Here is a 6,624-nt window from a genome sequence, read left to right on the forward strand (position 1 = left end):
CCGCCAAGGCCGAGCGCACGCGTCACGGTGTGAGCCTTGGCGGCCCCCGGGGAACCCTGGCACGGCGAAGCTGCCCGACCGACGAGGGACCCCTCCCGCTCAGGCCCCGATTCTGCCGGAGTTCCGGCGCGCCAGGTGGTGGGGTAGCCCCTGTGGGTGGGTGTCTGCAGGATCGTCCCCGGGTGATGTGCCGGCCGGGCGTACCGTGGAGTGGGAGGTGGTGAGTTGATGGTTACGGAGCTGGCCGACAACGTCCGCAAGTACCGGCGTCGCGCGGGGATGAGCCAGGAGGAACTGGCGCATGCCGCAGGCGTATCGCCGGGCACGGTTCGCAAGGCCGAGCAGGGCGGCACTCTCCGCATGGAGACTCTGCACACGCTCGCCCGAGCGCTTGGGGTGACCACCGCCGCGTTGATGGCGTCCGATGTCCCGGAGCCCGTCGGGCAGACCGAGGAGCCGAACCGCGTCAATCTGATCCAGCTCCGCGCCGCCCTCACTCCAGCCGTCGGACTTGTGGACCAGGACGCCGAAGCCGTGGGCGAGGAACCGAACCTGCGCACCTTCCGACGGACGCTGCAAGACGCACGGGTGCTGTACTTCTCCGACCGCTACAAGAGCGTCGCCGCCCAACTGCCGGTCCTGCTGCGTGATGCCGGGAGGGCCGTCGCCTACTACGACAGCGGGGACGAGCACCGGCAGGCCCTGCTCGCCCGCGCCGAGGCGCTGCGTCTGGCCGGCACCTACCTCACCCAGGTACGGCAATACGACATCGCGTACGCCGCCGTGCGCGGCGCCATCATGGACGCCCGTCAGGCCGGAGACATGCTTGCGGCGGGCTCAGGTGTCGGCTGCATGTGCTGGCTGCTGGTGCGCCAGGGCCGCTTGGACGAGGCGGAACAGGTCGCTGCCCGGAGCATGGACGCGGTGGAGCCGAAGATCACCGGCGCCGAGCCGGACCACTATGCGGTGTGGGGCGGCCTGGCTATGGAGGCCGCCGCCGCAGCCGCGAGGAACAACCGTCCCGACGAGGCGAAGGCGTACCGTCAGGCCGCCCGGGTTGCGGCAACCGTGGTCGGCACAGCGCATCGCAACGTCTCCCGGCACTGGTCCGTCTTCGGGCCGGTCACCGTCGCGGTCAAGGCACTCGAAGACTCCCTGGTCATCGGCGACGCCCGCGCGGTGGTGCGCAAGGCAGGCGAGCAGGAGGAGTTGTCGCCCAAGGCGTGGAAGCGCCTGGGCAGGCCCAGCACCAACGACGGGAACCGCTTCACCCTCGATGTGGCGCGCGCCCACACCTGGACCGGCGACCTGTCCGCCGCCATGGACGAGTTGACCCGCGCCAGGGAAGCCGCCCCACAGTGGCTGCGGCACCAGAACGGGGCCGCCGAGACCATGCAAGAGATCCTCGGCAAACGCAAGCGCACCCTCACGACAGAGATGCGCGAAATGGCCGACTACCTGGGCGTCGTCGGGTAGATGCCACGCAGCGTGGCAGTTCGTGAACCGAGAGTCGCGAACTGCCATGACTCCTGGCTGGGGTGACGATCAGTCAGTGCCTAGGGTCGGTGTGTCCACCATCAGTGACCCAGGCCAGGGGTGCCCAGTGAGCCAGCCCAGGAGCGATGCCGACCGCATGCGTCGCAGAGAGCTGTACGACGCCGCGTCGGGCGGGGGAGGTCCCCGCTTACTGCCGTGGACCAGCCCGGAGGGAAAGCCCTGCTACCTGAGCACCGACGGCCGGGGCTACCTCTCCACCCTCGCAGACAGCATCGAGACGGTACAGCTCAGCATGGGCCAGGAATTGCTGGAGTACGCCCGCGACGCCACGGCACCTGGGGCGAAATCCCGGTCGGCGACCGAATACCGCTGGCTGGCCCGCCGGTTGACAGAAGCCCTGACGGACGCGCTCAGGGTCGCGGACTCGCGCGGACAGCGCATCCCGGATCAGGAAGTGGCGACCGAGGATGCCTGACTCTCCGAACGCCGGCGCACCAGTACGCGATGCCTCTCGGGGGCGCTACCGCTTCCGCGAGTACCGCGTGACCACCGTCCCCGACCCTCTGGCGCTGCCGACCATGGAGGCGGTCTGCGTCACTGGCGAAGAGCGCAGCTGCGGTGCCACGTCAGGCACGCTGCACACCTCGGACGAGCTGACCCGTTGGATCGCCGGACACCGCGCCCAGAGCGGCCACGAACTGTATGAGCAGACCGTCCGCGCCCTCGTCCGTGCCGAGCCTGGCGCATGGCAGTGAAGTCCCCGAGGGTGACACCACGCTAGCGGCAACGCGACCGCGCGGCCCGAGCCCTTGACGGCAGTAGCGACGGCAACACCCACGGATTCCCCCGCACAACCACGGACACCAGAGGAACCCGAAACAGGCGCTGACCTGCAAAGAAGCAGGTAGAAGGTGTCCGCGTAGCACACGTACTATGTGCTGGCGGGGGATACCCCGGTGCTAGTTCATAATTCTGGCCCGTGTGCCATCGCCATCGATGCAGTTCAACTGAAGAAGAAATACAACAAGCATGCGGCGGACTTCGGTCTCCCAAAGAACTACAACTTCAAGAATGGAGAGAAATGGGCTGATGTGATTCGGGAGCACGTGAACAGCTCTGAGACATTTAGGCTTGGGGGCACGTACCGTGGAGACGATGTTGTCCATCACCTCAATCCATCGACAGGCTTGAACGTGATGCATACTGTCAATGGTCAGTTCATCAGTGGGTGGAAGCTGAACCCGCAGCAGCTCAATAACGTGCTCATGAGGGGTTCGTTGTAAGGGGATTCTTTTGGTGCCATCAGCTTATTTGATTCTCCTCGAGATCTTTGTGGAAGGACGTATCACCACGGATGAGTTTGAGGGTCTCTATCTGTTCGCCTTCAAGAATGATCGGGAATTCCATGGGGAGCAAATCTATGAGGTTCTCAACGTTCTCTTCGGGCAGGTAGACGCTTACTGTGGTGACGAGTCGCTATTCAGTCCCGGGGATGTGAGTCCGGACGCGCTCAGAGCTGCAGGGGAAAGAGCGCTGGGATCTTTGCGGAACCTGGAACGAAGTGGTGCGTGAGCGGTCCTGCGCTTCTCGGTGAACCATCCTCGGATGATTCCGGCGAGGGGTTCACCGTTGTTCACGACAGGTGTTCAGCATGGCGCTTTCAATCGAGAAAAGCGACGTGGTTTTCCAGAGGTCGGTGAACGGGATGGTGGCTGGTCATTGTCCGTATTGCTGGCGGTAGCCGCCGATCTAGTGGGGCCCCATGGTCGGGACGTGAATCTCCAACAGTGCAATGAAATTCCAGAGCCTGTAGATGTTTGGTGTGGCCGCACTCTCTTCTGCGCGTGATTACTGAGTCGGAATTTCAGCCCAAGCCTGAAGTGCCGGAAGGCGACTTTGCTGTCTTTTTGACCCCGCTGCTGCCTGGTGGGTTGGTCTACCAATCGTATCCAGCATGTCCCGGTGGTGCAGATGGTCTCTCCGATAGCCCGATGGGCTTCTCCATGTCAGACGCTTCGATCGAGCGCAGAGTCGAGGACGGCCGTTGGTCATAGGGAGAAGAGTATTGACAGGCAGTATGCCCAGGGAAGGTCAGAGTCCCAGTCGCAGAGACGCCGAGGTTTGCTGGTTGGCCTTGCTTACCGGCGCGGCGTCGCGGGACGAGGTGCATGAGTGGGCAGAGTCGTGGGTCTTGGATGAAGAGGGGAAGATTCGTGACCCCATGGTTCGTACCGCACTTCAGCGGCTGCACGGATTCGATCTGGTGGTGGATCCCGAGAGGTCTGGCGTAGTCCGCCATGGAGGCGGTCCGGAATATGTCTGGTCGCTGAGTGAAATCGAGAACGAACTGCAGTCCTGGCGCACCAACTGCGCCCTTTACGATTCGGATCCTCAGGAATATAGGAGGGTGATACGCGAGCGGCTTCGCGTATACACAGACGATCCCGAATCCGGAGAGCGTTGACGTAATGGCGTCCGTGGGCGAAGCCCACGGTTTACATGGCTCGTACCGAGCGGGCTCGGTGACGCCGGAAAGCAGTCGGGGCGACCGCCGGCTCGGTGCCCCGGGCCCTCGCCCCCCACCTGGTTTGACCCCCCACCCAGCCGCCCCGTACTCTTGACCCTCGGCGTGTTTTTGTGCGCGCCGCCTCCTGAGCACCTCACCTTCCGGTGGCTGTCCTCGACGCCGTCGGCGGAGGCCGCTCGTCCGATCCGGATGCAGCGGGGCCCCCGGGCCTCGTGAGCGGCTGGCTTCAGGAGTCCCGTTCCGAGCGAGAGTGAGTTCCGCGTGTACGCCATCGTGCGCAGCGGTGGTCGTCAGCACAAGGTTGCTGTTGACGACATCGTTGAGGTTGACAAGATTCCCACTGCCAAGGTTGGCGACACGGTCGAGCTCTCGACCCTGCTCGTGGTCGACGGCGACGCCGTGACCAGCGACCCGTGGGTCCTGGGCGGCATCAAGGTCACCGCCGAGGTCGTGGACCATCACAAGGGCGCGAAGATCGACATTCTTCGCTACAAGAACAAGACCGGCTACCGCCGTCGTCAGGGTCACCGCCAGCAGTACACGGCGATCAAGGTCACCGCTATTCCCGCGGCCGCGAAGAAGTAAGGGACTGAGGAGACATGGCACACAAGAAGGGCGCATCGTCCACCCGTAACGGGCGCGACTCGAACGCTCAGCGGCTCGGCGTGAAGCGCTTCGGCGGTCAGGTCGTGTCCGCCGGTGAGATCCTCGTCCGCCAGCGTGGCACCCACTTCCACCCCGGCTCGGGTGTGGGCCGTGGTGGCGACGACACGCTGTTCGCGCTCGCCCCCGGGGCGGTCGAGTTCGGCAAGAGCCGTGGCCGCAAGGTCGTGAACATCGTTCCGGTCGCCGAGTAGTTCGGTACCCGTAGAGCGATTTCGATCGGTTTCTCGCGAGGGCGGACCTCACTTCCCGTTGGGGAAGCGGGTCCGCCCTTCGCTTGTTCAACTGTCTGAACGCATGAATTTCCGTATGTACTGGAGGCACCACCATGACCACCTTCGTGGACCGCGTCGAGCTGCATGTCGCCGCGGGTAACGGAGGCCACGGCTGCGCCTCCGTTCACCGTGAGAAGTTCAAGCCGCTGGGCGGACCGGACGGTGGCAACGGCGGCCGTGGCGGAGACGTCATCCTGGTCGTCGACCAGTCGGTGACCACACTGCTCGAGTACCACCACTCGCCGCACCGCAAGGCCACCAACGGCAAGCCCGGCGAGGGTGCCAACCGTTCCGGCAAGGACGGCCAGGACCTCGTCCTGCCGGTCCCCGACGGCACGGTCATCCTCGACAAGAAGGGCAACGTCCTCGCCGACCTCGTCGGCCAGGGCACCACCTACATCGCCGCCGACGGCGGCCGTGGCGGGCTCGGCAACGCCGCTCTCGCCTCCGCCCGCCGCAAGGCCCCCGGCTTCGCGCTCCTCGGCGAGCCCGGCCGCTCCGGCGACGTCGTCCTGGAGCTCAAGACCGTCGCCGACGTCGCGCTCGTCGGCTACCCGAGCGCCGGCAAGTCGTCGCTGATCTCCGTGCTCTCCGCGGCCAAGCCCAAGATCGCCGACTACCCGTTCACGACGCTCGTCCCCAACCTGGGTGTCGTCACCGCCGGCTCGACCGTCTACACCATCGCGGACGTCCCCGGCCTGATCCCGGGCGCCAGCCAGGGCCGTGGTCTCGGCCTGGAGTTCCTGCGCCATGTGGAGCGCTGCTCGGTCCTCGTACACATCCTGGACACCGCCACGCTGGAGTCCGACCGCGACCCCATCTCCGACCTCGACATGATCGAGGAGGAGCTGAAGCAGTACGGCGGCCTCGACGACCGCCCGCGTATCGCGGTCCTCAACAAGATCGACATCCCGGACGGCCTGGACCTGGCCGAGATGATCCGTCCCGAGCTCGAAGCGCGCGGACTGCGCGTGTACGAGGTCTCCGCCGTGGCCCGTACCGGCCTCAAGGAACTCTCCTTCGCGCTCGCCGAGATCATCGCCGCCCAGCGCGCGGCCAAGCCCGTGGAGGAGGCCACCAGGGTCGTCATCCGCCCCAAGGCGGTCGACGACTCGGGCTTCACCGTCGAGCTGGAGGAGGACGGCCTGTACCGCGTACGCGGCGAGAAGCCCGAACGCTGGGTCAGGCAGACCGACTTCAGCAACGACGAGGCGGTCGGCTATCTCGCGGACCGGCTCAGCCGGCTCGGCGTCGAGGGTGCACTCACGAAGGCCGGTGCCCGCGCCGGTGACGGCGTCGCGATCGGCCCCGAGGACGACGCGGTCGTCTTCGACTGGGAGCCGACGGTGATGGCCGGCGCGGAGATGCTCGGCCGGCGTGGCGAGGACCACCGTCTGGAGGTGCCCCGCCCGGCCGCCATCCGGCGCAAGGACCGGGACGAGGAGCGGGACGACGCCGACAAGGAGTACGACGAGTTCAAGCCGTTCTAGCGGCTGGGCCGCGAGGCCGTCGGGGCTCCGCCGGGCTGCGGCCGGCCCGGGTCCGACTCCCGTTCGGTTCCGGTTCGGTTCTGTAGCCGTCCATTTCGAGCGGTGACGACTCGAATACATGACGTAGTGCCGCCGGTCGTCAAGGCCGCGGTCCGCTCCCTCCGGAGCGGAC

Annotated in this window: 8 protein-coding genes; all 8 read left to right on the forward strand. The window is 66.0% G+C overall.

The window, feature by feature from the left end; all coding sequences use genetic code 11:
• The first annotated feature begins 228 nt into the window (after positions 1-228).
• The 8 genes from ACFT9I_RS40010 to obgE all read left to right on the forward strand — a co-directional run bounded on the left by ACFT9I_RS40010 (position 229) and on the right by obgE (position 6,452).
• Entirely contained in the window at positions 229-1,476 is a 1,248-nt protein-coding gene (locus tag ACFT9I_RS40010; RefSeq protein ID WP_382572792.1) for a helix-turn-helix domain-containing protein, read from the forward strand.
• 157 nt (positions 1,477-1,633) lie between these two features.
• Positions 1,634-1,972: a hypothetical protein gene (locus tag ACFT9I_RS40015; protein WP_382572794.1), complete on the forward strand. Its 339-nt coding sequence runs from the start codon at positions 1,634-1,636 to the stop codon at positions 1,970-1,972.
• Positions 1,965-2,252: a hypothetical protein gene (locus ACFT9I_RS40020; RefSeq protein ID WP_382572797.1), complete on the forward strand. Its 288-nt coding sequence runs from the start codon at positions 1,965-1,967 to the stop codon at positions 2,250-2,252. Before ACFT9I_RS40015 ends, ACFT9I_RS40020 begins: the two co-directional genes overlap by 8 nt.
• A 201-nt stretch (positions 2,253-2,453) precedes the next feature.
• Positions 2,454-2,780, forward strand: a complete 327-nt coding sequence (locus tag ACFT9I_RS40025) for a colicin D domain-containing protein (RefSeq protein WP_382572804.1) — start codon at positions 2,454-2,456, stop codon at positions 2,778-2,780.
• Between the two features lie 13 nt (positions 2,781-2,793).
• Positions 2,794-3,069 (forward strand): colicin immunity domain-containing protein, encoded by a 276-nt coding sequence (locus ACFT9I_RS40030; protein ID WP_382572799.1) that lies wholly within the window; start codon positions 2,794-2,796, stop codon positions 3,067-3,069.
• Between the two features lie 1,216 nt (positions 3,070-4,285).
• Complete coding sequence (rplU, locus tag ACFT9I_RS40035) at positions 4,286-4,609, forward strand: 50S ribosomal protein L21 (protein WP_381798585.1); 324 nt, start codon at positions 4,286-4,288, stop codon at positions 4,607-4,609.
• 14 nt (positions 4,610-4,623) lie between these two features.
• Positions 4,624-4,881 carry a 50S ribosomal protein L27 gene (gene rpmA / locus ACFT9I_RS40040; protein WP_354603359.1) on the forward strand — a complete coding sequence of 86 codons (258 nt, stop codon included), beginning with the start codon at positions 4,624-4,626 and terminating at the stop codon, positions 4,879-4,881.
• A gap of 134 nt (positions 4,882-5,015) precedes the next feature.
• On the forward strand, positions 5,016-6,452 hold the full coding sequence (gene obgE / locus ACFT9I_RS40045) for a GTPase ObgE (protein ID WP_382572802.1): 1,437 nt from the start codon (positions 5,016-5,018) through the stop codon (positions 6,450-6,452).
• The last annotated feature ends 172 nt before the right edge of the window (positions 6,453-6,624 follow it).

Origin of the sequence: Streptomyces sp. NPDC057137 (assembly GCF_042670825.1) — a bacterium.
In the GTDB taxonomy this organism is placed as follows: domain Bacteria; phylum Actinomycetota; class Actinomycetes; order Streptomycetales; family Streptomycetaceae; genus Streptomyces.